Annotated in this window: 23 protein-coding genes and 1 pseudogene; 14 read left to right on the top strand and 10 right to left on the bottom strand. The window is 73.5% G+C overall.

What is annotated here, in order from left to right; all coding sequences use genetic code 11:
- Positions 1–58: 58 nt before the first annotated feature.
- On the top strand, positions 59–697 hold the full coding sequence (locus H4N64_RS21660) for a TetR/AcrR family transcriptional regulator (RefSeq protein WP_186284061.1): 639 nt from the start codon (positions 59–61) through the stop codon (positions 695–697).
- Between the two features lie 3 nt (positions 698–700).
- On the opposite strand, the gene H4N64_RS21655 is transcribed toward H4N64_RS21660, so the two are convergent.
- From H4N64_RS21655 to H4N64_RS21640, 4 genes are all read right to left on the bottom strand, one after another.
- Positions 701–1,111, bottom strand: coding sequence for a PTS sugar transporter subunit IIA domain-containing protein (locus tag H4N64_RS21655; RefSeq protein WP_186284060.1), 411 nt, complete (start codon positions 1,109–1,111; stop codon positions 701–703).
- On the bottom strand, positions 1,104–1,703 hold the full coding sequence (dhaL, locus tag H4N64_RS21650) for a dihydroxyacetone kinase subunit DhaL (RefSeq protein WP_186284059.1): 600 nt from the start codon (positions 1,701–1,703) through the stop codon (positions 1,104–1,106). The genes H4N64_RS21655 and dhaL overlap by 8 nt, the downstream gene beginning before the upstream one ends.
- A 47-nt stretch (positions 1,704–1,750) precedes the next feature.
- Positions 1,751–2,743, bottom strand: a complete 993-nt coding sequence (gene dhaK / locus H4N64_RS21645; protein ID WP_186284058.1) for a dihydroxyacetone kinase subunit DhaK — start codon at positions 2,741–2,743, stop codon at positions 1,751–1,753.
- Positions 2,744–2,858: 115 nt separating this feature from the next.
- Positions 2,859–3,836 (bottom strand): quinone oxidoreductase family protein, encoded by a 978-nt coding sequence (locus H4N64_RS21640; RefSeq protein WP_186284057.1) that lies wholly within the window; start codon positions 3,834–3,836, stop codon positions 2,859–2,861.
- A 109-nt stretch (positions 3,837–3,945) separates the two neighbouring features.
- Here H4N64_RS21640 and H4N64_RS21635 point away from each other — a divergent pair, with 109 nt between their 5' ends.
- From H4N64_RS21635 to H4N64_RS21625, 3 genes and pseudogenes are all read left to right on the top strand, one after another.
- The gene (locus tag H4N64_RS21635; RefSeq protein ID WP_186284056.1) at positions 3,946–4,290 is read left to right on the top strand and encodes an ArsR/SmtB family transcription factor; all 345 of its coding nucleotides are present in this window, start codon (positions 3,946–3,948) and stop codon (positions 4,288–4,290) included.
- Positions 4,291–4,591: 301 nt separating this feature from the next.
- A pseudogene (locus H4N64_RS21630) lies at positions 4,592–5,482 on the top strand (NAD(P)-dependent oxidoreductase); the annotation flags it as partial.
- A 175-nt stretch (positions 5,483–5,657) separates the two neighbouring features.
- On the top strand, positions 5,658–5,948 hold the full coding sequence (locus tag H4N64_RS21625) for a DUF1876 domain-containing protein (RefSeq protein ID WP_186284054.1): 291 nt from the start codon (positions 5,658–5,660) through the stop codon (positions 5,946–5,948).
- Positions 5,949–5,994: 46 nt separating this feature from the next.
- Here H4N64_RS21625 and H4N64_RS21620 read toward each other — a convergent pair whose 3' ends face one another.
- Entirely contained in the window at positions 5,995–6,918 is a 924-nt protein-coding gene (locus H4N64_RS21620) for an EamA family transporter (protein ID WP_260859852.1), read from the bottom strand.
- Between the two features lie 68 nt (positions 6,919–6,986).
- On the opposite strand from H4N64_RS21620, the gene H4N64_RS21615 reads away from it, so the two are divergent.
- Positions 6,987–7,841 (top strand): LysR family transcriptional regulator, encoded by an 855-nt coding sequence (locus H4N64_RS21615; protein WP_186284053.1) that lies wholly within the window; start codon positions 6,987–6,989, stop codon positions 7,839–7,841.
- 21 nt (positions 7,842–7,862) lie between these two features.
- On the opposite strand, the gene H4N64_RS46390 is transcribed toward H4N64_RS21615, so the two are convergent.
- Both H4N64_RS46390 and H4N64_RS21605 read right to left on the bottom strand, forming a co-directional pair.
- Positions 7,863–8,342, bottom strand: coding sequence for an Rv1733c family protein (locus H4N64_RS46390; RefSeq protein WP_472910307.1), 480 nt, complete (start codon positions 8,340–8,342; stop codon positions 7,863–7,865).
- Between the two features lie 151 nt (positions 8,343–8,493).
- On the bottom strand, positions 8,494–8,886 hold the full coding sequence (locus tag H4N64_RS21605; RefSeq protein WP_186284052.1) for an STAS domain-containing protein: 393 nt from the start codon (positions 8,884–8,886) through the stop codon (positions 8,494–8,496).
- Between the two features lie 218 nt (positions 8,887–9,104).
- On the opposite strand from H4N64_RS21605, the gene H4N64_RS21600 reads away from it, so the two are divergent.
- A complete protein-coding gene (locus H4N64_RS21600) occupies positions 9,105–9,779 on the top strand; it encodes a helix-turn-helix domain-containing protein (RefSeq protein WP_186284051.1) in 675 nt (224 codons plus the stop codon).
- Between the two features lie 234 nt (positions 9,780–10,013).
- Entirely contained in the window at positions 10,014–10,832 is an 819-nt protein-coding gene (locus tag H4N64_RS21595) for a universal stress protein (RefSeq protein ID WP_186284050.1), read from the top strand.
- Positions 10,833–10,848: 16 nt separating this feature from the next.
- Here the strand turns inward: H4N64_RS21595 and H4N64_RS21590 are convergent, their stop codons facing one another.
- Both H4N64_RS21590 and H4N64_RS21585 read right to left on the bottom strand, forming a co-directional pair.
- Positions 10,849–11,295, bottom strand: a complete 447-nt coding sequence (locus H4N64_RS21590; RefSeq protein ID WP_186284049.1) for a pyridoxamine 5'-phosphate oxidase family protein — start codon at positions 11,293–11,295, stop codon at positions 10,849–10,851.
- Positions 11,296–11,434: 139 nt separating this feature from the next.
- On the bottom strand, positions 11,435–11,800 hold the full coding sequence (locus H4N64_RS21585; RefSeq protein ID WP_186284048.1) for a hypothetical protein: 366 nt from the start codon (positions 11,798–11,800) through the stop codon (positions 11,435–11,437).
- Between the two features lie 249 nt (positions 11,801–12,049).
- On the opposite strand from H4N64_RS21585, the gene H4N64_RS21580 reads away from it, so the two are divergent.
- The 3 genes from H4N64_RS21580 (at position 12,050) to H4N64_RS21570 (ending at position 15,708) form a co-directional block, all read left to right on the top strand.
- Entirely contained in the window at positions 12,050–12,745 is a 696-nt protein-coding gene (locus H4N64_RS21580; protein ID WP_186284134.1) for a response regulator, read from the top strand.
- A gap of 91 nt (positions 12,746–12,836) precedes the next feature.
- Complete coding sequence (gene gap / locus H4N64_RS21575; protein ID WP_186284047.1) at positions 12,837–13,865, top strand: type I glyceraldehyde-3-phosphate dehydrogenase; 1,029 nt, start codon at positions 12,837–12,839, stop codon at positions 13,863–13,865.
- A gap of 112 nt (positions 13,866–13,977) precedes the next feature.
- Entirely contained in the window at positions 13,978–15,708 is a 1,731-nt protein-coding gene (locus H4N64_RS21570; protein WP_186284046.1) for a GAF domain-containing protein, read from the top strand.
- A gap of 664 nt (positions 15,709–16,372) precedes the next feature.
- Here the strand turns inward: H4N64_RS21570 and H4N64_RS21565 are convergent.
- Positions 16,373–17,680, bottom strand: a complete 1,308-nt coding sequence (locus H4N64_RS21565) for a phosphoribosyltransferase family protein (protein WP_186284045.1) — start codon at positions 17,678–17,680, stop codon at positions 16,373–16,375.
- 419 nt (positions 17,681–18,099) lie between these two features.
- Here H4N64_RS21565 and H4N64_RS45200 point away from each other — a divergent pair, with 419 nt between their 5' ends.
- From H4N64_RS45200 to H4N64_RS21550, 4 genes are all read left to right on the top strand, one after another.
- Positions 18,100–18,231 (top strand): hypothetical protein, encoded by a 132-nt coding sequence (locus H4N64_RS45200; protein WP_260859851.1) that lies wholly within the window; start codon positions 18,100–18,102, stop codon positions 18,229–18,231.
- Between the two features lie 252 nt (positions 18,232–18,483).
- The gene (locus tag H4N64_RS21560; protein WP_186284133.1) at positions 18,484–19,332 is read left to right on the top strand and encodes a universal stress protein; all 849 of its coding nucleotides are present in this window, start codon (positions 18,484–18,486) and stop codon (positions 19,330–19,332) included.
- A gap of 2 nt (positions 19,333–19,334) precedes the next feature.
- Complete coding sequence (locus H4N64_RS21555) at positions 19,335–20,093, top strand: HAD family hydrolase (protein WP_186284044.1); 759 nt, start codon at positions 19,335–19,337, stop codon at positions 20,091–20,093.
- Positions 20,090–22,459 (top strand): glycoside hydrolase family 65 protein, encoded by a 2,370-nt coding sequence (locus H4N64_RS21550; protein ID WP_186284043.1) that lies wholly within the window; start codon positions 20,090–20,092, stop codon positions 22,457–22,459. The genes H4N64_RS21555 and H4N64_RS21550 overlap by 4 nt, the downstream gene beginning before the upstream one ends.
- The last annotated feature ends 143 nt before the right edge of the window (positions 22,460–22,602 follow it).

Raw genomic sequence — 22,602 nt, 5'->3', positions numbered from 1 at the left:
CGGGCCGTGGGTGTGGTGGAGAATTTCCGGAAGAGCGATCACCGGACCGGAGGAACAGATGACCGCAGCCCGCGCACGCACGGGACGACCGCCGCTGACCGAGGAGCGCAAGGCCGAGATCCGGCTGGAGATCGCCCGGGCCGCGGTCGACCTGTTCGTCGCCCAGGGCGTGACGGCGACCACCGGCGAGCAGATCGGGCAGGCGGTCGGTGTCTCGGCGCGGACCGTGTGGCGCTACTTCCCGAGCAAGGAGAGCTGCGTACAGCCGCTGTTCTCGGCCGGCATCGACCTGATCGCCGAGTGTCTGCGGGACTGGCGTCCGGGCGAGCCCCTCGACCAGCTCTTCGACCGGAGCCTCCTGACCGGGGACGGCCTGATCCGGGGCCCCGAACGCGCCACCGTCGGCGCCCTGGTGCGGCTCACCCGCACCGAGCCCGGCCTCCGCGCCGTCTGGCTCCAGACGTACGACGAGGCCGAGCCGGCCTTCGCCCGGGCGCTCGCCGAACGGGCCGGACTGCCCGCCGACGATCTGCGCCCGGTGATCCAGGCGGCGATGTTCAACGCGGCGCTGCGGGCGGCCGTGGAACACCACGCCTGGCACACCGCAGAGCCGGCCCCCGACGCGGCGACGACGAGGGCCGAGCTGGAGGCGGCGCTGCGCGTGGCGCTGGAGATGGCCTCCCGGGGTGTCGCCTAGGGGTCACACCTTGCGGTAGGTGTACGCCTCCTCTGCCGCTGCCTGCACGGCCGCGAGGTCGGCGCCGGTGGACGCCGTGACGACCGCGGCGATCGCGCCCTCGACGAAGGGGGCGTCCACCAGGAGTGTGCCGTCGGGGAGTTCGTCGCCCTCGGCGAGGAGAGCCTTGACGGTCAGCACCGCGCTGCCGAGGTCGGTGAGGACGGCCACCCCGGCACCCCGGTCCACGGCGGCGGCCGCCGCGGCGATCAGTTCGGAGCTGGTGCCGAGACCGCCGTCCTCGGTGCCGCCCGCCGGAGCCACCGGTACCGAAGTCCCGCCGCCCGCGAGGCTCTTCGCCAGCTCCGCCACCGATGCCGCCACCTCGGCGCTGTGCGACACCAGCACGATCCCGACCAGCTTGTCGTCACTCACCGTGCGCCTCCGCCAGAGCCGCGACCAACAGGGCCGACGAGGTGGCACCGGGGTCCTGGTGCCCGATGCTGCGCTCGCCGAGATAGCTCGCCCGCCCCTTGCGCGCCTGGAGCGGCGTCGTCGCGAGCGCCCCCTCCTCGGCGGCGGCCCGGGCGGCGGTGAAACCGGCACCGAGCGCGTCCAGGGCCGGCACCAGAGCGTCGATCATGGTCTTGTCGCCCGGCGCCGCGCCCCCGAGCGTCATCACCGCGTCGACCCCGGTACGGAACGCCTCCGCGAACTTCGCCTCGTCGACCTCGGCGGCCTCCCCGAGCGCCTTGCCGGTGCGCCGCAACAGCGTTCCGTACAGCGGCCCCGAGGCGCCGCCGACCGTCGAGATCAGCTGCCGTCCGGCGAGGATCAGCACCGCGCCGGGTGTGTCCGGGGACTCCTTGTCCAGGGCCACGGTCACGGCGCGGAACCCGCGCAGCAGATTGCTGCCGTGGTCGGCGTCCCCGATCGGCGAGTCGAGGGCGGTGAGCCGTTCCGCCTCACGTTCGACGGACGCGGCCGTCATGGTCATCCAACGGCGGAAGAAGTCGGCGTCGAGCACGGAATCTCCTTGCGTGGTAGGTAGGTTGGCACCCGGGCGCCGCCCGCTCACATGCCCCAGCGCAGCCCGGCCGTCTTCACCGGCGCGTCCCACAGACGCAACAGTTCCTCGTCGACCTGGCACAGGGTGACCGAGGCGCCGGCCATGTCGAGGGACGTGACGTAGTTGCCGACGAGAGTGCGGGCGACGGCGACCCCGCGTGCGGTGAGCATCCGCTGGACCTCGGCGTTGAAGCCGTACAGCTCCAGCAGCGGGGTCGCGCCCATGCCGTTGACCAGGACCAGCACGGGGTTGCGCGGGACCATGTCCTCCAGGATCGCGTTCACCGCGAAGTCGGCGATCTCGCCCGAGGTCATCATGGGGCGCCGCTCACGGCCCGGTTCGCCGTGGATGCCGATGCCGAGCTCCAGCTCGCCGGAGGGCAGATCGAAGGTGGGGCTGCCCTTGGCGGGGGTGGTGCAGGCGCTGAGCGCCACCCCGAAGCTGCGGGAGTTCTCGTTGACCTGACGGGCGATCGACTGCACGCGCTCCAGCGGCATGGCCTCGTCGGCCGCCGCGCCCGCGATCTTCTCCACGAACAGCGTCGCGCCCGTGCCCCGGCGCCCTGCCGTGTAGAGGCTGTCGGTGACCGCCACGTCGTCGTCGACGAGCACCTTCGCCACCTGGATGCCCTCGTCCTCGGCGAGTTCGGCGGCCATGTCGAAGTTGAGGACGTCGCCGGTGTAGTTCTTCACGATGAACAGCACGCCCGCGCCGCTGTCCACGGCCGCCGCGGCGCGCACCATCTGGTCCGGCACCGGAGAGGTGAACACCTCGCCGGGGCAGGCCGCCGACAGCATCCCGGGTCCCACGAACCCGCCGTGCAGCGGCTCGTGCCCCGACCCGCCGCCGGAGACGAGGGCGACCTTTCCGGCCACGGGCGCGTCCCCCCGTACGATCACCCGGTTCTCGACGTCCACGGTCAGTTCGGGATGGGCGGCAGCCAGACCGCGCAGCGCGTCGGCGACGACGGTCTCCGGGACGTTGATGAGCATCCTCATGGGTACCTCCTGGTGAGCTGGCAGACAGCTTCCGGACCGCTGTCGGCAGTATCGACCTTGCGGCGGGGAAGGTCACGTGCGGGGGAGGAGCCGTCGGTGAGTGTGGCGGCCGGGCTCAGTCGGCCGTCCGCAGCACCAGCTTGCCCGTGGACGTACGTCCGCCCATGAGCCGATGCGCTCCGGCAGCGTCCGACAGCGGGAACTCCGCGGTGATCGGCAGGCTCACGGTGCCGTCGGTGACCGTGCGGAAGGCACGCTCGGCGAGTGCGCGCAGTGCTCCGGGGCCCGACTGGGCGAGGGCCAGGATGGAGAAGCCCGCGACGGAGCGGCCCTGTGCGTAGAGCTCGGGCTGTCCGACGTGCCAGGGCCCGGCGCCGCTCGCGTTGCCGAAGGACACCAGGCGGCCGTAGACGGCGAGGCTGTCGAGGCCGCGGCGCAGGGTGTCGCCGCCGACCGGGTCCAGGACGAGGTCCACGCCCCGGCCGCCGGTGGCGCGGCGGATGTCCTCGGGGAAGGTGTCGGCGGTGAACACCTCGTCGTAGCCGTGCTTGAGGGCGTACTCGGCCTTGCTCGCCGAGGAGGCGACGCCGTACACCGCCCCGGCACCCGCCGCCCGGGCGAGCTGCCCGGCCACGGTGCCGATGCCGCCCGCCGCGCCGTGCACCAGCACGGTCTCTCCGGCGCGCAGCCGCCCCACCTCGTGCAGCAGGGCGTGCACCGTCGGCACGACCGTGGGGAGCGTGGCCGCCGTGCGCAGACCCAGGCCCTCGGGGAGCGGGAAGACGGTCGCGGCATCGGCGGCGACCACCTCCGCGTAGGCGCCGCCGCCGACGAGGGCGGCGACCTCCTGCCCCGGGCGCAGGCCCTCGACGCCCTCGCCCACGGCCCTGATCCGCCCGGAGACCTCCAGGCCCGGGCGGAAGGGCAGCGCATCCACCCGGTACCCCTCGGCCCGTGCCTTGACGTCCGCGAAGTTCACGCCGACATAGGCGGTGTCGATGGTCACTTGGCCGGGCCCCGGCTCCGGGATGTCGGCCTCCACGACCTTCAGCACCTCGGGATCGCCGTACTCCTGGAACTCGACTGCGCGCATGACGGAACGGCCCTTCTGTGACGTGTCCACATGAGTGTTCAATCGGAAGCGAACACTCGGACTGTAAGATACGCATCGAACACTCGGCAAGCGGCATCGGGAGCGGGGCATGGCGAACCAGGCGGCGGGCGGCGGTCATCGCACCGCACCGGTGCACACGGATCCCGAGGACGTCTCCGTCCAGACCGCGCTGTCCGCGGTCGCGGACCCGGTGCGGATGCAGCTCATCCGTGAGCTGGCGGGCTCCGCCGACTGGTCGCGCAGTTGCGGCAGCTTCGACGTGCCGGTCGGCAAGGCCGCGCTCAGCCACCACTTCTCCGTGCTGCGCGGCGCCGGTCTGGTCGAGCAGCGGGACGAGGGGCCCAAGCGGGTCAACCGGCTGCGGCGCGAGGAGTTCGAGGCGCGCTTCCCCGGTCTGCTCGACCTGGTGCTGCGCGGCGACTCAACGAGGTGATCGTGCGGGGCGTCACCGCCGCCCCGGTCTGGCGCTGCCTGACCGACACCTCCACCCGCGGCAGGCCCCGGGCGGCGGTGTGCGAAGCAGGACGGCACCCCGGCGGAGCGTCTGGATGTGCTGCACGCCTGGCTGGTGGAGGATCTTCCCGGTGGCCGGGTACGGATCCTCACCCAGGAGACGCGGCTCGGCGAGCCCGCCACGGCCGAACCCGATGCTCAACGGCCACCAGGCATGGCTGGACGGTCTGGTCGGCGCCGCGCGCCGCTGACGCCACAGCCGAGGACGAGACAGGAAGGCGAACGTCATGACCGACAAGCTCACCGTCGCGGTGCTGGGCACCGGGATCATGGGGGCCGCGATGGCCCGCAACCTCGCCCGCGCCCGGCACACCGTCCGCGCCTGGAACCGCACCCGGGCCAAGGCCGAACCGCTCGCCCCCGACGGCGTGTTCGTCGCCGACACGCCCGCCGAGGCCGCGCAGGACGCCGATGTCGTCCTGACGATGCTGCACGACGGTCCCGCCGCCCTGGACGTGATGCGCCAGGCCGCCCCCGCACTGCGCCCCGGCACCGCCTGGGTGCAGTCGACCACCGCCGGCATCGATGGCCTCGGCGCCCTGGCCGACTTCGCCCGCGAGCACCGGCTCGCCTTCTACGACGCCCCCGTGCTCGGCACCCGCCAGCCCGCCGAAGCCGGTCAGCTCACCGTGCTGGCGGCCGGGCCCGTGGGCGGCCGGGAGAAGGTCACGCCGGTCTTCGACGCCGTCGGCGCCCGTACGGTGTGGACCGGCGAGGACGGCGGGGCGGGCACCGCGACCCGGCTGAAGCTGGTCGCCAACAGCTGGGTCATCGCGGTCACCGCAGCGGCCGGGGAGATGCTCGCCCTGTCCCGGGCCCTCGACGTGGACCCGCAGAACTTCTTCGACCTCATCGAGGGCGGCCCGCTCGACATGGGCTATCTGCGCGCCAAGTCCGGGCTGATCCTGGAGGACAGGCTCTCCCCGGCCCAGTTCGCGGTGACGACCGCCGCAAAGGACGCCCGGCTGATCGTGGAGGCGGGCGAGCGGGGCGGGCTACGTCTGGACGTCGCCGCCGCGGGTGCTGCCCGGCTGGAGCGGGCCGCCGCCCAGGGGCACGGCGACGAGGACATGGCCGCGGCCTACTTCGCCAGCTTCGACGAAGAGAACTGACTTCGACGAGCAGTGCTGACTTCGACGAACTCGACCGAGGAGAACCCGAGCCTCATCGGCCGGGTCGTCGAGACGCGCGCAGGACCTTCGGCCTCGTGCGGCGGACCGGCCGCCGTTCGAACATGGAAGGGATACGTGCGGAGGTGGCAGTCGCCGTCGAGACGAGGAGGACACGATGTCCCACACAGCGGAATGGAAGGTTCGCCTCCACCTCTTCGAGGAGGCGGGAACGACCAAGGCACGGGTGGTACTGGACACCGGGAGCACGTCGCTCACCGGCCGCGGGACCGCGCACCGCAACCCCGCGGACATGGATGTCCCGGAGATCGGTGACGAGTTGGCGGCGGGCCGCGCCCTGCACGACCTTGCCGGGCAGCTGGTGGACGCAGCCACGCACGACATCGAGGCCATGGGGGCTTCCGAGCCCGGGCAGGTGTACGGGCCGGCGGTCGGTTGGTCGATCTGAGGGAAGCGCTGATCGGGCGCGCGCCCTTGAGCCCCCGTACGACGGGCTACGTCCCTGAGCCGTCGGCCGTCCCGCTGCCGGTGCCCCTTCCGCGGAGAGCGAGGGCGTTGGCCGTGACGATCGCCCCGATGCCGCCCCACTCCGCCCAGCCCAGGCCCTGGCCGAGGCCCACGAGGCCGACGAGTGCGGCGAGGACTGGATTGACGCTCATGAACAGCCCGAAGGCCCGGGCCGGGACGTGGCGCAGGGTGAACACGTCCGCGAGGTAGGGGACGGCCGAGGAGAGGATTCCCGCCGCGACGGCGCAGGCGATGGCCTCGGCCGTCGGCGGCTGCCGTACCGCGAGCACGACGCCGACCGGCAGGAACAGCAGCGCGGACAGTGCCGCCGCGGCCCCCGACCCCTGCGCGCCCGGGACGCGCTGCCCGACGGTCCGGTTCAGCAGGATGTACGACGCCCAGCAGACGGCGGCCAGCAGGCCCAGGGTCATACCGACGTAGTCGGCGGAGGGCCGCGGCCGCATCAGGACCACGACGCCCGCGGCGGCGAGCACCGCGTACAGGGCGTCCGCCCGCCGACGCGAGCCGGCCAGGGCGATGGCGAGCGGGCCGAGGAACTCCAGGGTCACCGCCAGGCCCAGACCGATCCGGTCGATCGCGGTGTACAGCGACAGGTTCATGGTGCCGAACACGACGGCCAGCAGCATGACCGGCCACCACTGCCGCCAGGTGAAGGCGCGCAGCCGCGGCCTGCCGACGGCCAGCAGGACGACGGCGGCGACGTACTGGCGTACCGCGACGACGCCGACCGGGCCGAGCACCGGGAAGGCGAGCGATCCGATCGCGGCACCGGTCTGGTTGGCGAGGCCGCTGCCGAGCATCGTGGCCACGCCGACGAGGCCGACCGCGGGGGACTCGGGGCGTGCGGCGGGGACTTCGGGGGCGGAGACGGGTGCGGTTCGCGCGCTCATGCAGGCATGGTGAGGTCCCGTCATGCATGCACAAAATGCACGAGCGGAAATATCTATACGCTTGAGTCATGGATGTGGAGCTCCGCCAGCTGCGCTGCCTCGTCGCGATTGTCGACGAAGGCACCTTCACCGACGCGGCCATCGCGCTGGGCATCTCCCAGGCCGCCGTTTCGCGCACCCTGGCCTCCCTCGAACGCGCCCTGGGCGTACGGCTGTTGCGTCGCACCTCCCGGGAAGTGACCCCGACGGGGACCGGGCAACGGGTGCTGGCACATGCCCGCCGAGTGCTCGGCGAGGTGGACGACCTGGTCCGGGAGGCCACTTCCGGCCATGAGCGGCTGCGCATCGGGTACGCCTGGGCCGCCCTCGGCCGGCACACCTCCGCCTTCCAGCGCCGCTGGGCCGCGGCGCACGCCGGGACCGATCTCCAGCTGGTCCGTGTCAACTCGCCCACCGCGGGCCTCGCGGAGGGTGCCTGCGACCTGTCCGTCGTGCGTCGGCCGCTGGACGACCGCCGGTTCGACTCGGCCCTCGTGGGGCTGGAACGGCGGCTGTGCGCCGTGGCCGACGACGACCCGCTGGCCAGGCGGCGCTCGGTGCGGCTCGCCGATCTCGCCGGACGTACCCTGCTCGTCGACCGCCGTACCGGCACCACCACCGCCGAGCTGTGGCCGCCGGGTGCCAGGCCGGCCACCGAGGAGACCCACGACGTCGACGACTGGCTCACTGTGATCGCCACCGGACGGTGTGTCGGTATGACCGCGGAGGCGACCTCCCACCAGTACCCGCGCCCCGGCGTGGTCTACCGGCCGGTGCGGGACACCGAGCCCATCGCGGTACGGCTCGCCTGGTGGCGGGACGATCCGCACCCCGCCACCCAGGCGGCGGTGGAACTGCTCACCGCTCTGTACCGGGGCGACTGACCGGCCGCGACACCGGTCACGTCAACCGGTCTGGCGCCGCCACTCGGGCCCCACCAGCTCCCACCCCCGGCCCCAGCGCTCCAGGCGCCGCCGGTCCAGTCGCCACCGGACCAGCGCGCCGACACCGAACACCGCGCCCGTGAGGGCCGGCGCGGCGGCCGACCCCAGGACACCGGCCTCCACCGCGGCCTCGGTCGGACTCGGCGGCTCGCCTGCAAGAGCGCCGCGGCCGTCCAGCCACACGACGATCTCGGCACCGGCTCTCTGGCCCCTGGCCACCAGGGTCTCGTCCGTCCGCTTGGTGCCGTCGTCGGACGTCCAACGGACCTCGGCCAAGGCCTGTCCGCTCCCCGGTCCTGCCGACGTCGCCGCCTTGGGGCGTCGGCCGGCAGCACGGCCCGGGTCGGGTGACGTTCGCCGCGCTGCTCGGCGAACACCTGGTCGGCGGCGCGGGCCGTCACGAGCCCGGCGAGGGCGCCGCCCGCGACCACGACCACCCATACGGCCGGCACGATCCATGCCTCGACGATGTCGTCGCGTCGGCGCAGCGGGTTGCTCCGCCAGCGCCACATCCGCAGCTTCGCGCATTGCGTGCCGTCCATCGGGCCGCACCTCCTCGTCGTGCGCGCTGCCGGCCGGCATGGGGGCCGGATCAGCCGGCGGCCGTCGAGGCCGAGTCCCGCCTCGACACCCCGGCGAGCGCGTCCGACAGCCGGGGATACAGCTCGAAGACGCCGGACAGGCCGGTGACGCGCAGCACCCGCAGCAGACCTGGGCTCTCCGTGACCAGCCGCAACCGGCCGTGCCGGGCGAGGGCACGCGCCCTGGTCCGGCACAGGACACCCAGCCCGCTGCAGTCGACGAAGGACACGTCCCGCAGATCGAGCACCAGGTCCGGGCCCGGGCCGGCGGTCAGCGCGTCGAGCCTGGCGGTCAGCAGCGGTGCCGACTGCAGGTCGAGTTCGCCACGCACTGCCACGACGGTCGCCTCCGCCTCGACGCGCTCCGAGAGCGGCGGCTTGGACCGGGTGAGGTTCTCGGACATGGTCGGATACAACCGGATGCGGCCGGTGTGGCGGAAGGGCCGGTCGGCCCCGCCCCGCCGGTCCGATGGGGCCGTACGGACCTCTCCACCGGAATCGACCCCGACCGGCGCGCACACCGGGACCGACCGGCCCATGCGGAACCCCATGGGCCCGCACACGCTTGAGGAACGGGGGGAGTTCAGCGGTCCGGGGGGCCGACAGGAGGAGGCGACGGGCCATGACCGAACAGATCCCGTGGACGGCGGCCGAGCCCTTGCCCGTGGGCGACCTCGGACGACGCCTCGCGCTCCGGCGCACCCGACTCGGCCTCTCCCGTGAGGAGACGGCCGCGCGGGCCGGCATGGCCCCCAGCTATCTCCGCTTCCTGGAGGAGCAGCCGGTGGCGGCACCGGGCATCGGGGCGCTCATGCGGCTGGCGGGGGCCCTGCAGACCACGGTGACGGAGCTGACCGGGGGCGACGCCGAACGGCCGCCCGGACCGGGCCGGGCCGCTCGCCACGCCGAGTTCAGCGAGCTCACGGCCGACCAGTGCCGCGCCCTGTTCTCCAGCCACGGCGTGGGACACCTGGCCGTGCCCACCGCGACCGGACCCGTCGTGGTCCCCGTCAACTACACCGTCGTGGACGGCGCGATCGTCTTCCGGACCGCTCCGGGAGCGACACCCGCGCTGGCGGCAGGCTGCCAGGTGGCCTTCGAGGTCGACCGTGTCGACGATGCCTTCAGCAGCGGCTGGAGCGTCCTCGTCCGCGGGTACGCCAAGGCTGTGACCGACCTTGCGGAAGTGCGCCGCCTCGACGAGCGGGCGTACAGCGCGCCCTGGGCGGGCGGCCCGCGCACGCTGTGGATACGGATCGAGCCCCGCGTCCTCAGTGGGCGCCGGATCACGGTGTGACCAGGGCTGTTGTCGGGCGGCACCGGAGTGCCTGCGCTGGAGCGTCGTCTGGTGACCGGCCGCGAACTCGTCGGCGGACGCGCGCGGTACGGCGTGCACCTCTCCTCATGAGCCCGGCGGGCCGGACGGTCCCGCCCGGCTTGGGCCGTACGGCCGCCGACGGGTTCGCCCGGCCCTTGCCGGGTGCCTCGGCGCGCGACGAGCATCGGGACCACAGAGAGGAAGGGAGGAGCCATGATTCCCCAGCACGTGGTCGCCGGAGTGGACGGATCCCTGGTCGCCGTGAGGGCGCTCGACTGGGCGTCCGACGAGGCCGAGCGGCGCGACGCCGCCCTGCGGGTCGTGTACGCCGTGGCCGACCGGGACGAGGCCGGACCGGTCCTCCTGTCCGCCGTCGCCCGTGTCCACGCCCGCCATCCCGGTCTGCGGGTGGCGTCGATGCCCGTGACCGGCGGAGTCGTCGCCGGGCTCGCCCGGGAGAGCGAGGGCGCCGCCCTCACCGTCGTCGGCTCCCGGGGACTGGGATCGGTCTCCGGTCTGCTCGCCCGCTCGGTGAGCCTCGGCCTGGCCGCGCATGTGTCGAGCCCGCTGCTCGTCGTGCGCGGCGACCACCCGTGCGACGGCCCGCGGCACGTGCTGCTCGGTCTGGCGGGCGAAGCGGACGCCGAGGCCGCCGCCTACGCCTTCGAGGAGGCGGAACGCCGCGGCGTCGGACTGGACGTGGTGCACAGTCGGACCCACCGGTTCCGCATCCCCGAACTGCCCTCCCTGATCCCCGCGACCAGCCCGGGGCAGCGCGCGCAGGCGTGTACCGACCGGGCCGAGGACGCCGTGCCCCGCTTCAGCCTGGCCGGTCTCCAGGAGCGGTACCCCACGGTCGGCGTCGAGGCCCGCACGGTCCGCACCGGCCCGGGCCGCGCCCTGTTCGAGGCCACGCGCGGATCCGCCGTCGTCGTGATCGGCGCCCACCGTCACCGGGGCCGCCTCGGGCCGGTCGCGCACACGTTGCTGCACCGCTCGCACTGCCCCGTGGTGCTGGTGCCGACGCCCTGACGACCACGCGCCGGGGTCAGGCCGTCGTGAGCCGGACCCCGGTGACCAGGTCCGGGCGGATGCGGACCGCGTAGTCCATCGTCTGCTGCGACCACGGGCGCAGCAGGGTCGCGTAACGGGCCAACTCGTCCGCGTCGGTGACCAGTCGGGCGTACCCCGTGACGACCACGCTCCACCCGAGGTGGGTGTCCGCATCGATGACATCGGCCTCGTACGCCACCACCACACCCGGCGCGCCGGCCTGACGGGCCCGGGAGGTCAGCGCCGCGCCGTCGTGGGTGCGGATGACGATGTCCCCGCCGTCCAGGACATGGTTGACCGGGCGGATCGTCGGCAGCGCGTGCTGCGTGAAGACGATCCGCCCGAAGGACACGCTGCCCAGCAGCCGCAGTGCCTCGGCGCTGTCGAGCTCCAGGCTGCGGCGCGGGCCTGCGGGCTCCGGTGGGCCGTTGTCGTAGGGCATGGCGGACTTCCGTACGGGTGGTGAGCGGGTGAGGCTTTGTCGCGTCGGTGTTCGATCAGATCATTGGAACCGGGGCGAGGCCGGGCGGGCTAGGGCCGATCGGCCCCGGCCCGCCGTCCGGGCGACCCTCTCGCCCGGCTCACCCGTCGGAGGGGCCACCGCGCCACGGAGGAGGCGACGCCGCCCTGCGTGCCGCGTCTCCCCGGTGCGCCGCGCGCTCGGCCCGGCCGCGCAGCCGGTCCTGGAGCCGGTCCGCGAGTTCGTGCGCGCTTGCCTCCCTGGCGTGCGCGACCACCAGCTCGCCGCCCACCCGGATCTCGGCTGCGGCCGACCACGGCTGCTCGACATGGGCCGCCGAGGCCCTGGTGACGCGCACCTCGCCGTCGGCGACGGGGATGCCCGGACGGTCGAGGGCCGCCTCGACCTTCTCCCGGACGTACGCGAGAGCCTCCTCGTCCACCTCGCCCGCCGCTCGCACGCGGATTTCGACGTCCTTGGAAGTCATGCGCCCCACTCCTCTGCTCGTCCGGCTGGGTCTCCACCCTCCTGCGGTCACCGGCCGCGTCCCAGGGCCGACCGGCCCCGGGAGGCGGGCCGGGCGTCCCGTCGCCCCTGCGGGGTACCCGTTGGCCCGCACCGGAATCAGGGCCGACCGGCCCTGGTCTTCAGGCCCGTGACCGGACGAAGATCGCAGAAGGACCAGAACACCCGTGGACGGCACAACCGCCGCGGCGAACAGGACGAGGAGCAACTGATGGCGGACGGCGGACGGCCGGGCCCCGACGACCCGATCCGGGTCTTCCTGCTGGACGACCACGAGGTGGTACGGCGGGGAGTGCATGACCTGCTGAACGACGAGCCCGACATCAGCGTGGTCGGCGAGGCCGCCACCGCGGAGCAGGCCCTGGTCCGGGTGCCCGCCCTGCGCCCGCAGGTCGCGGTGCTCGACGTCCGGCTGCCCGACGGCGACGGAGTGACCGTCTGCCGGGAGCTGCGCTCGCGCATGCCGGAGCTGGCCTGTCTGATGCTGACCTCGTTCGACGACGAGGAGGCCCTGCTGGACTCGATCATGGCCGGGGCGTCCGGGTACGTGCTGAAGCAGATCCAGGGCTCGGACCTGGTCTCGGCCGTCCGCACGGTCGCCCAGGGGCAGTCGCTGCTCGACCCGAGCGCCACCACCCGGCTGATGGCCCGGCTGCGCGGGGGGCAGCAGAAGGAGGAGGAGCCGGACGCACTGCCGGGTCTGACCGACCGGGAGCGGGAGATCCTGGCCCTGATCGGCGAGGGTCTGACCAACCGTCAGATCGGCCAGCGGCTGTACCTCGCGGAGAAGACGGTGAAGAACCACATCTCCCGCCTGCTCGCCAAGCTCGGTGTGGAACGCCGTATCCAGGCCGCAGTGATCGCCACCCAGGCCCAGGACCGGTTGCGCCGCCAAGAGGGGCGTTAGTCCCGGGGGAGGGCCCCGTACGGCCCCTGCCGGGGCGGACGCGCCGCCCGCAGGCTGTCCTTGAACCGGTCGATTCCAGGGGAGGACGGACATGAGCGTGCGTGTGGGCATCAACGGCTTCGGGCGTATCGGCCGCAGCTACCTGCGCTGTGTGCTGGAGCGGGCGCAGACCTCGGCCGGCACACCGGTCGAGGTGGTGGCGGTCAACGACATCACCTCGCCGGCGACGCTGGCCCATCTGCTGACGTACGACTCGACCTACGGCCGTATCGGCCGAGCCGTCGAGTACGACGACACCTCGATCACCGTGGACGGCCATCGCGTCGCCGTCACCGCCGAACGCGACCCGGCCGCCCTGGCCTGGGCCGGCCTCGGCGTCGACGTCGTCATCGAGTCGACCGGCCGTTTCCGCACCCGGGAGCAGGCCGGACAGCATCTGCGGGCCGGAGCGCGCAAGGTGCTGCTCTCGGTGCCCGGCAAGAGCGTCGACGCCACCGTGGTGATGGGGGTCAACGAGGGCGGCTACGACCCGGAGCGCGACCACGTGGTCTCCAACGCCTCCTGCACCACCAACTGCGTGGCGCCCATGGTGAAGGTCCTTGACGAGCACTTCGGCCTCGTCAAGGGACTGATGACCACCATCCACGGCTACACCAACGACCAGGTGGTCCTCGACGGCCCGCACAAGGACCTGCGCCGCGGCCGCAGCGCCGCCGTCAACATCATCCCCACCTCCACCGGCGCCGCCCGCGCCGTCGGCCTGGTGCTGCCCGAACTGGCCGGCACCCTGGACGGCATCGCCGTGCGCGTGCCCGTGGAGGACGGCTCGCTGACCGACCTGAGCGTGGTCCTGGAGCGGCCCGTCACCGCCGACGAGGTCAACGCCGCCTGCCGCGAGGCCGCCGACGGTCCGCTGAAGGGGATCCTGCGGGTCTCCGACGCCCCGATCGTCTCCCGCGACATCGTGGGCGATCCGGCCTCATGCGTCCTGGACGCCCCGCTGACCCAGGCCCACGGCGACCTGGTGAAGGTCTTCGGCTGGTACGACAACGAGTGGGGCTACACCAACCGGCTCCTCGACCTCACCGAGTACGTCGCCGCCCGCCTCCCGCGCGGCTGACCGGGGCCGCCCGTCCACCTGGCCCGATCCTGTGTCCTCCCCCCGTCCGCACCATTACGGTGGCACTTGACCGCCCTGGCCGGCGGCGTGTCGAGGGGACGTGGAGGAACCGGTGGAAAGCCAGGAGCAGGCCGGTCAGGCCCGCGTACGGCTGCCGCAGCTGAAGCTGGACGAGCTGCTGGAGGAACTCCAGGCCCGACTGGACGCGGCCCGCGGCACCCGCGACCGGGTGCACAGCCTGCTGGAGGCGGTGCTCTCGGTCGGCCGGGAACTCGACCTCGAACAGGCGCTGCACAGCATCGTCGAGGCCGCGGCGGCACTGGTCGACGCCCAGTACGCCGCGCTCGGCGTGATCGGGGCGGACGGAAAGCGCCTGTCGGCCTTCCACACGGTCGGGGTCAGCGAGGAACAGATCGCCCGGATCGGGCCCTTCCCGGAGGGCCACGGCATCCTCGGCGAGCTGATCCGCCACCCCGAGCCGCTGCGCCTGGCCAAGCTGTCCGAGCACCCCGCCTCCTACGGCTTCCCGCCCCACCACCCGCCGATGAACACCTTCCTCGGCGTCCCGATCCGGGTCCGCGACCAGGTCTTCGGCAACCTGTACCTGACCGAGAAGCGCGGAGAGGCGCAGTTCGACGAGGAGGACGAGTCGGTCCTGTCCACCCTCGCGGTCGCGGCCGGCGTCGCCATCGACAACGCCCGTCTGTACGAGGACTCCCGGCTGCGGGAGCGCTGGCTCCAGGCCAACGCCGAGATCACCCACAGCCTGATGTCCGGAGCCGAGCCCGGCGAGGCCCTCGCCATGATCGCCCGCCGGGCCAGTGAGATCACCGGCGCCGTCCTCGCCGTGGTCGCCATGCCGGTGGAGGACACCGACTCGCTGCGGGTGGAACTGGCGGTCGGGCAGCGGGCGGAGGCCCACCGCGGTCTGGTCCTCCCCGTGGACGAGAGCCTCATCGGCCGGGCCTTCTCCACCGCCACGCCGGTCACCAGCGCGGACGTCACCCACGACGAGCGCATCGCGAACCCCGAGGCCCGGTTCACCGGACTCGGACCTGCGGTGGCCGTGCCCATCGGCACGGGCGACGGCGTCCGCGGTGTCGTGCTGCTGGTGCGCGAGGCGGGCCGGACGGTGTTCTCCGCGAAGGAGACCGAACCGCTGCAAGGGTTCGCCGCGCAGGCCGCCATCGCGATGGAGCTGGCCGAGCGCCGCAGCGACGCCGAGGAGATCGCCGTACTCAAGGACCGCGACCGCATCGCCCGCGACCTGCACGACCTCGCGATCCAGCGGCTGTTCGCGACCGGGATGACGCTGCAGAGCGCGGGACGCTTCATCGAGCACCCGGAGGCCGGGGACCGGGTGGCGCGAGCCGTGGACGACCTGGACGAGACCATCAAGATCATCAGGTCGACGATCTTCGGACTGCGGGCGCGCGAGGGCGGCGCCGGGACCGGGCTGCGCGCCCGTGTCGTACGGGTGGCCGGTGAGGCGGCGCCGGTGCTGGGCTTCGCCCCCAGCGTGCGAACGGAGGGCCTGGTCGACACGGACGTGCCCCGGGAGACCGCCGACCATGTGGTGGCCGTGCTCTCCGAGGCCCTGACCAACGTCGCCCGGCACGCCCGCGCGGCGCGCGCCGAGGTGATCCTGGAGACCGACGGACACGAGGTGCGGCTGTCGGTGACCGACAACGGCGTGGGCATCCCGCCCGAGGGCCGGCGCAGCGGACTGCACAACATGGCCGAGCGGGCCCACCAGCTCGGCGGCGAGCTGGAGTTGAGCACCCCGGAGGGCGGGGGGACGCGGTTGCTGTGGCGGGTACCGGTGCCCACCGAAGAGAGCTGAGGGCCGGTCGGGCCCTCGTATGGGCCCTTCGGACCTGTCGAGGGGCGGGGAGCGCGTGCCAGGCTCAGGCCGAGCCCACGAGCGGAACGGCGGAATGGGGACCGCCACGTGCGGCTTCTCGGGAAGGCAAGGGCGGCCACCCTTGCCCCTGCCGGGCCCGTGCCGCACCGACGCACCGTGCAGGGGACGCACGGCGGGGCCGGAGCCGAACGGGCCCGGCAATCTCCGGCGACCTCCGGTCGCCCAACCGCGTGGACAAGGCGCAGCGGCATCCCCGGTTGGGGGTCCGCGCACCAGGCCGGGTAGGCCAGCATGTGCATGGCCCGCCAGCGGGCGGCGACCGGCGCGGGGGAGGCGAAGGCGCTGCGCAGGGCGCCGGTGGTCCGCGCACGGTCCGGCGGACTCTGCAGTTCCAGCGTTCCGCGCAAGGACCGAAGGGGAGGGGCTGCGTGGCCTCGCCGACAGGCCGAAGGGCCCCGGCATCCCTCCGGGGCGTGATCAGCCGACGGGCTCCGCGACCCGGCGGCGCACCATGACGACGGCGACGACACCCCGGCCGACCAGGACCGAGGAGGACTTGCGCCCCTCGGGGGCCGTGGACCACGCGGAGTGTGGTGGTGGCGCGGCACTGGCCCGGGCGGACGCCCGAGGGCCATGACGGGACCTAGGAGGACGCCCCGGCAGGCGTGGGGGCGAGGTGGGCGGTGAACCAGTCGCGGGCCAGTTCGGCGACCGTGGACAGCGCGCCCGGCTCCTCGAAGAGACGCGTCGCGCCGGGGACGACGGCGATCCGGTGCGGACAGTGCAGCCGGTCGGCCGCGAGCCGGTTGAGGCTGAGGACCTGGGTGTCCCGCGAACCCACGATGAGCAGGGTCGGGGCCCGCACCCGGCTCAGCGCGGCGGGGGTGGCCAGGTCGGGACGGCCGCCGCGGGAGACGACGGCCCGGACGTCCGCGCCGGGCAGGGCGGCGGCTTCCAGGGCCGCGGCCGCGCCGGTCCCGGCGCCGAAGTACCCGACCGGAAGTCCGGTCTCCCGGCCCAGCCAGAGGGCGGCGATGTGCAGGCGCCGGGAGAGCAGGCCGATGTCGAAGACGTTCGCCCGGTCGCCCTCCTCGGCCTCGGTGAGGAGATCGAGCAGCAGGGTGCCGAGCCCGGCACGGTTGAGGATCTCGGCGATGCGGCGGTTGCGCGGGCTGTGGCGGCTGCTGCCGCTGCCGTGCGCGAAGGCGACCACGGCCGGGGCCGCTCTGGGCAGCACGAGCCGTGCGGCCAGCCGGACGTTCCCGGCGGGCACCGAGGCCTCCTCGCTGCGGGGTGCGGACGCCGGTGCCCGCGCGGTGTCGGCGGCCCGGGCCAGGAGCGCGGTCACTTCCGCGTCGTCGACCTGCCCGAAGTCGTCGTACCAGGCGCCGACCGCGCCCAGGCGACGTACCGGCAGCAGACAGATCACCTGATCGGCCGCCGCGCGGAGCCGCTCGACGGTGCTCTGCGGCCCGACCGGGACCGCGAGGACTACCCGGGCCGCGCCCCGGCCCCGCACGATCCGACAGGCCGTCTCCGCCGTCCCGCCGGTGGCCAGGCCGTCGTCCACCACCAGTGCGGTACGGCCGGCCAGCGGTAGGGGCGCACGGCCCGCGCGGTACCGGCGTACCCGCCGGTCGAGCTCGGTCCGCTCGGCCTCCTCCACCCTGGCCCGCTCGGCGGGCCCCAGCCGTACGTCGCCGAGCACGTCGTCGTTGAGGACGCGCACCCCGCCCTCCCCGACGGCGCCGAACCCCAGTTCCGGCTGCCAGGGCACACCCAGCTTGCGCACCACGAGCACATCCAGGGGTGCGCCCAGTTCCCGGGCCACCTCGTGGGCGACGGGCATCCCGCCCCGCGGCAGGCCCAGGACCACCACGTCCCGCCCACGCAGGTTCACCAGGCGCCGGGCCAGTCGGCGCCCCGCGTCCGCACGGTCCTCGAAGCGCATGGGCCACCTCCTCATGCGCGCACCGCGCCGCCGTCACGGCGACACGTGTCCCTCTCCATTGCACCGCGTCCTCGTCCGGCGCGGCAGGGCCGTTCGGCGCGCGCTTGAGGCACCGGGGAGGGCGTCTGTCGGGAGGCGGCACAAAAAGGCGGAAAGGACCCATCCGCTTCTCGCGGATCCAGATTGCGCGGTGCGCGGCCCGAAGCCGCTTCTCCGCGTCGGGAGTCAGGTCCTTCCCGTCACCTCCAGCACACCACACCCACTGCGGAACCACCAGGGTCGATCGGCCCCCAGGTCGCTCCGGGGAGCGGGTGCTGGTCCGCTCAGCAGGGCATGGGCCGCCCGGAGGGCGTACGGAGGTCGTGGACCGATCGGCCCTCCCCAGCGCAAGGGCCGCTCCAGCCCTCCGTTCGGGCCGCATGGCTCAAGCGCCGGAGTTCTGGGAGCGGTTCGCGCTCCTGCTGTTCGTGGCGATGGGGGTGACCTTCGTCCTCACCACACTGTTCGACACGCTGGCGCTGCGCCTGCGGATCCGTCGGGCACCGGGCTAGCCATCGGGCCACGCCGAGGGTCGGCCAGGCGTTGAACCACAGGGTCTTGAGCAGCAGCCCGGCGGACGCCGCCAGCAACGCCGCGGTCGCCCAGTCGTCGCTCAGCGTCGGCCCCGCGCCCGGGGCCCTGGCATGGGCCGAACGTCCCCCGGCCCGGGCCGACTCACCCCGCGCGATCTCCCGGCCGCACGTGCGACGGTGGAGGGGAGCACCGGGCCGCACGCCGCGGCCGGACGGAAGGCGGTGGGGGCCATGGAGCTGCCCCTGGTCGTGGGTGTCGACGGATCGCCCGGCGGACTCCAGGCGGTCGACTGGGCCGTGGACGAGGCGGTACGGCACGGTCTGGCACTGCGCCTGGTGTACGCGTCCCTGTGGGAGCGCTACGAGGGCTGGGCACCCTCGGACGACCCCGACCGCCCGTCCGAACAGATGGCGGCCGAGGAGGTCGTCGCGACCGCGGCGGATCGCGCCCGACGCCGCGCCCCAGGGCTGAAGGTCTCCGTCGACGTCGTCCCGGACGAGGCCACGCACGCGCTGCTGGGCGAGGCGCACCATGCGTTCGCCGTGGTGACGGGAGCACGTGGCCGCGGTGAGCTCGCCGGACTGCTCCTCGGCTCCGTCTCGCTGACCCTCGCGGCCCGCGCCCACGGACCGGTGATCGTGGTCCGCGGTGACAAGGCCGGCCTGGCGGGCACCCACGAGCGGATCCTGCTCGGCGCCGCCGACCCGGAGATCGCCGGTGCGGCGACCAGGTTCGCCTTCCGCGAGGCCGAGGCCCGCGGCTGCGTCCTGGATGTCGTACGGGCCTGGCGCCGCCCCGCGTACCCGTCGACGGACGAGAACCACGAGGAGCGGGCCTCCGCCCTGCTCGACGACGCCCTGCACGACCCGATGGCCGACCACCCGGGTGTGCGGGTGCGCCGTGACACGCTGGAGGGACCGGCCCGCAGGGTGCTGCTGAACCGGTCGGCCGCCGCGGATCTCGTGATCATCGGGGCGCGGCACCGGTCGGGCCGCTTCGGCCTCCAGCTCGGCCGTGTCGGACACACCCTGCTCCACCACGCGCTCTGCCCCGTCGCCGTCGTCCCGCAGCCGGAGTGACCATGGAGAGGCCCGATACCCCCTTGAGTCCCGATACACCCTTGAGTGACGTCCGAGCCGTCGTGTTCGACACGGACGGAGTGATCACCGACTCGGCCCGTGTGCACGCGGCCGCGTGGAAGGAGGCGTTCGACGCCTTCCTGCGGGCGCATCCGCCCGCGGATCCCGAGCAGCGGCGGCCGTTCGACGTCCGGGACGACTACCTGCGCCATGTCGACGGCAAGTCCCGCCTCGACGGCGCCGCCGCCTTCCTCGCCTCGCGCGGCATCGAGTCATCGGAGGGGACCGTGCGGGCCGTCGCCGCCGACAAGGAGGAACGGTTCACCCGGCGGCTGCGCGAGCATGGCGTGGAGGCCTACCCCGGCACGGTGCGGCTGGTGCACGCCCTGCGCAGGGCGGGGACACCCCTGGCGGCGGCCTCGGCCTCCCGGCACGCGGGCGAGCTGCTCACCCGGGCCGGTGTGCGCGACCTGTTCGACGTCCTCGTCGACGGCGCCGAGGCGGCCCGGCTCGGCCTTCCGGGCAAGCCGCAGCCCGACCTGTTCCTCACCGCCGCCGACCGGCTCGGCGTCCCCGCCGACCGTGCCGCCGTCGTGGAGGACGCCCTCGCCGGCGTGGAGGCGGGCAGGCGCGGAGGCTTCGCCTTGGTGGTGGGCGTGGACAGGGCCGCCACGGGGGACTCGGCGGACAGACTGCGCCGGCACGGCGCCGACATCGTCGTACGGGATCTGGCGGAACTGCTGGGCGAGGAGTCGAAGTGACGGGATGGACCTGGGAGTACGAGGGCTACGAGCCCGCGGACGAACGGCTGCGTGAGTCCCTGTGCACCCTGGGCAACGGCTACTTCGCCACCCGGGGCGCGCTTCCGGAGTGCACGGCCGACGACATCCACTACCCGGGCACCTACGTCGCGGGCTGCTACAACCGGCTGACCTCCGACGTGGCGGGGCGGCAGGTCGAGAACGAGGACATGGTCAACCTCCCCAACTGGCTCCCCCTGCGGTTCCGCACGGTCGGCGGATCCTGGCTGACCCCGGACACCGCGACGCTGCTGGACCACCGGATGGACCTGCTCCTCGCCTCCGGCATGCTGGAGCGCCGCACCCGCTTCGACCTCGGCGAAGGACGAGTGCTGTCGGTGCTCCAGCAGCGGATCGTGCACATGGCCGATCCCCATCTGGCCGCCCTGCGCACCGAGTTCACCGCCGAGGGCTTCTCCGGCGCACTGGAGGTGGAGGCCCTGCTGGACGCCGGCGTCACCAACGCGGGTGTACCGCGCTATCGCGAACTCGACGGACGCCACCTGACCCATGTGCAGGCGGGCACCGCCACCCCCGACGGCGTGTGGCTGCGCTGCCGTACGCGAACCTCCGACATCCGCGTCGGCATGGCCGCCAGGCTGGTCTCCGAGGAACCCGTCATCGTCCGGAACAAGCGCCCACGCACCACCCAGCACACCGTCCTGAGCCTGACCGAGGGCCGTACCGTCACCGTCGACAAGATCGTCGCCCTGCACACCTCGCGCGACCCCGCAATCAGCGATCCGCTGTACGCCGCGATCGACCGTGTCGGCCGCGCACCCGGCTTCGACGACCTGCTCGAATCCCATTTCACGGCCTGGGACCAGCTCTGGCGGCGGGCCGCTCTGGACGTCAACGGGGAGTCGGGCCGCATCCTGCGTCTCCACCTGTTCCACGTCCTGCAGACGCTCTCCCCGCACACCGCCGACCTCGACGTGGGCGTACCGGCCCGGGGACTGCACGGCGAGGCCTACCGGGGCCATGTCTTCTGGGACGAACTGTTCGTGCTGCCCTTCCTCAACCTGCACTTCCCCGAGGTCTCCCGTGCCCTCCTGCGCTACCGCCACCGCCGCCTGGAACAGGCCCGCACTTCCGCCCTCGCCGCGGGGCGCAGGGGTGCGCTGTACCCCTGGCAGAGCGGCAGCGACGGGCGCGAGGAGACCCAGCAGCTCCACCTCAACCCGCGCTCGGGGCGCTGGCTGCCGGACAACTCCCGGCTCCAGTTCCACGTCGGCTCGGCCATCGCGTACAACGTGTGGCAGTACTGCGAAGCCAGCGGCGACATGGAGTTCCTGCACGCCAAGGGCGCGGAGATGCTGCTCCAGATCGCCCGTTTCTGGGCGGACGCGGCCGTCTACGACGACAGTCTCGGACGGCACCGCATCAAGGGCGTGGTGGGCCCGGACGAGTACCACGACGCCTACCCCGGCGCGAGCGCACCAGGACTCGACGACAATGCCTACACCAACGTCACCGCCGCCTGGGTCCTCACCCGCACGCTGGAAGTGATCGACGCTCTGCCGGAGCCAAGGCGCCGCGAACTCGCCGAACGCACGGGCCTCGACGGGGGCGAACTGGAGCAATGGGAGGACATCTCCCGCACCCTCCACGTGCCCTTCCACCACGGGGTCATCAGCCAGTTCGACGGCTACGGCGAACTCGCCGAGCTCCCTTGGAAGGAGTACCGGCAGCGCTACGGCGACATCCGCCGTCTGGACCGGATCCTGGAGGCGGAGGGCGACACCGTCAACCGCTACCAGGCCTCCAAGCAGGCCGACGTCCTGATGCTCGGCTATCTGTTCGCACCGGCCGAACTACGGGGCCTGTTCCGCCGGTTGGGGGTGCAGCTCGACGACGACATCTGGCACCGTACCGTCGACTACTACCTGCACCGCACCAGCCACGGCTCCACCCTCAGCGGCCTGGTCCACGGCTGGGTGCTGGCCCGGGCCCGGCGCGCGGAGGCGTGGAAGTTCTGCCAGGAGGCCCTCCAGGGCGACATCGCGGACGTCCAGGGCGGCACCACCGGCGAGGGCATCCACCTCGGCGCGATGGCGGGCACCCTCGACCTGGTGCAGCGCGGACTGACCGGCCTGGAGACCCGCGAAGGGGCGCTGTGGCTCGATCCGGTGCCGCTGCCGGAGCTCTCCTCGTACGGCTTCGCCCTGCGCTACCAGGGCCATTGGGGTGTGCGGCTGCGCCTGGAGCGCGGCGATGTGGACATCGCCGTTCCGTCCTCCGACGCGTCCCCGATCGAGGTACGGCTGCCGGACCGTACGGTCGTCGTCGAGCCGGGGGAGACGGTGCGGCTGGAGCTGCCGTACTGACGGTCGCCGACCATCACCTGGACCAGCGGTACCGTGCGCACGTCGTCGCCGGTACGGCGGCGGGCCATAGGCGGCGCGTGTTCCAGGAGACCCGTAGGTCGCGCGAGGCGCGCGGCCGGAGGCGAGCATCAGCGCGATCAGGG

The organism is Streptomyces cupreus (assembly GCF_014257025.1).
Lineage (GTDB): Bacteria > Actinomycetota > Actinomycetes > Streptomycetales > Streptomycetaceae > Streptomyces > Streptomyces cupreus.
This window is presented reverse-complemented; position numbering and strand designations above follow the sequence as displayed.

Bases quoted from the DNA above. Each gene is read 5' to 3' on its own strand.
- H4N64_RS45200 (WP_260859851.1), top strand. From the start codon at position 18,100: ATGGCTCAAGCGCCGGAGTTCTGGGAGCGGTTCGCGCTCCTGCTGTTC.
- H4N64_RS21580 (WP_186284134.1), top strand. From the start codon at position 12,050: ATGGCGGACGGCGGACGGCCGGGCCCCGACGACCCGATCCGGGTCTTC.
- gap (WP_186284047.1), top strand. From the start codon at position 12,837: ATGAGCGTGCGTGTGGGCATCAACGGCTTCGGGCGTATCGGCCGCAGC.
- H4N64_RS46390 (WP_472910307.1), bottom strand. From the start codon at position 8,342: ATGGGTGGTCGTGGTCGCGGGCGGCGCCCTCGCCGGGCTCGTGACGGC.
- H4N64_RS21605 (WP_186284052.1), bottom strand. From the start codon at position 8,886: ATGTCCGAGAACCTCACCCGGTCCAAGCCGCCGCTCTCGGAGCGCGTC.
- H4N64_RS21565 (WP_186284045.1), bottom strand. From the start codon at position 17,680: ATGCGCTTCGAGGACCGTGCGGACGCGGGGCGCCGACTGGCCCGGCGC.
- H4N64_RS21625 (WP_186284054.1), top strand. From the start codon at position 5,658: ATGTCCCACACAGCGGAATGGAAGGTTCGCCTCCACCTCTTCGAGGAG.
- H4N64_RS21600 (WP_186284051.1), top strand. From the start codon at position 9,105: ATGACCGAACAGATCCCGTGGACGGCGGCCGAGCCCTTGCCCGTGGGC.
- H4N64_RS21555 (WP_186284044.1), top strand. From the start codon at position 19,335: ATGGAGAGGCCCGATACCCCCTTGAGTCCCGATACACCCTTGAGTGAC.
- H4N64_RS21635 (WP_186284056.1), top strand. From the start codon at position 3,946: ATGGCGAACCAGGCGGCGGGCGGCGGTCATCGCACCGCACCGGTGCAC.
- H4N64_RS21660 (WP_186284061.1), top strand. From the start codon at position 59: ATGACCGCAGCCCGCGCACGCACGGGACGACCGCCGCTGACCGAGGAG.
- H4N64_RS21620 (WP_260859852.1), bottom strand. From the start codon at position 6,918: ATGAGCGCGCGAACCGCACCCGTCTCCGCCCCCGAAGTCCCCGCCGCA.
- H4N64_RS21640 (WP_186284057.1), bottom strand. From the start codon at position 3,836: ATGCGCGCAGTCGAGTTCCAGGAGTACGGCGATCCCGAGGTGCTGAAG.
- H4N64_RS21590 (WP_186284049.1), bottom strand. From the start codon at position 11,295: ATGCCCTACGACAACGGCCCACCGGAGCCCGCAGGCCCGCGCCGCAGC.
- H4N64_RS21615 (WP_186284053.1), top strand. From the start codon at position 6,987: ATGGATGTGGAGCTCCGCCAGCTGCGCTGCCTCGTCGCGATTGTCGAC.
- dhaK (WP_186284058.1), bottom strand. From the start codon at position 2,743: ATGAGGATGCTCATCAACGTCCCGGAGACCGTCGTCGCCGACGCGCTG.
- H4N64_RS21595 (WP_186284050.1), top strand. From the start codon at position 10,014: ATGATTCCCCAGCACGTGGTCGCCGGAGTGGACGGATCCCTGGTCGCC.
- H4N64_RS21585 (WP_186284048.1), bottom strand. From the start codon at position 11,800: ATGACTTCCAAGGACGTCGAAATCCGCGTGCGAGCGGCGGGCGAGGTG.
- H4N64_RS21560 (WP_186284133.1), top strand. From the start codon at position 18,484: ATGGAGCTGCCCCTGGTCGTGGGTGTCGACGGATCGCCCGGCGGACTC.